This is a genomic window from Sporosarcina sp. P32b, assembly GCF_002743335.1.
In the GTDB taxonomy this organism is placed as follows: Bacteria; Bacillota; Bacilli; order Bacillales_A; family Planococcaceae; genus Sporosarcina.
In genome coordinates, this window is the sequence record NZ_PDZB01000070.1 from 1 (window position 1) to 404 (window position 404).

The 404-nt window shown below is 48.0% G+C and carries 1 protein-coding gene; it reads left to right on the top strand.

The features are described from left to right. On the top strand, positions 1 to 275 hold a 275-nt coding region (locus tag CSV64_RS16935), incomplete at its 5' end, for a hypothetical protein (protein WP_233191843.1). Between the last annotated feature and the right edge of the window lie 129 nt (positions 276 to 404).

Below are 404 nucleotides of genomic sequence, written 5' to 3' on the forward strand. Positions count from 1 at the left end.
GTCGTGGAAGTGCTGGCTTATTACGTTTCTTTCAGGCGTACGTAATAAGCGGCATGGGGTTGTGGTTCTTGCACGTTCATTTTCTTTTTCCTGTTTGTTCAGTAGTTTGTGGTTTAGCTGTCTATGTAAGTGGCGAGTCCATTGTCCCCACTACGGCGCTGGTGGATGGCTTTCGCGAGGAGCCAGAGACAGGAAAGTTCGCCTGTCTTTGTCTCCTCGCTACGCCTACCACGGCAGGCGCCTTCGTTGGATTGTGGGTGGGGCAGTTCGGGTAGTTGTTTTTCCTCGTTGAAGTGCTATCAGATTACGTTTCTGTTTAGAGTTCGTAATAAGCGGCATTAAGTTGTGGTTCTTGCACGTGCATTTTCTTTTTCCTATTTAATCAGGAGGTTGTGGTTTAGCTG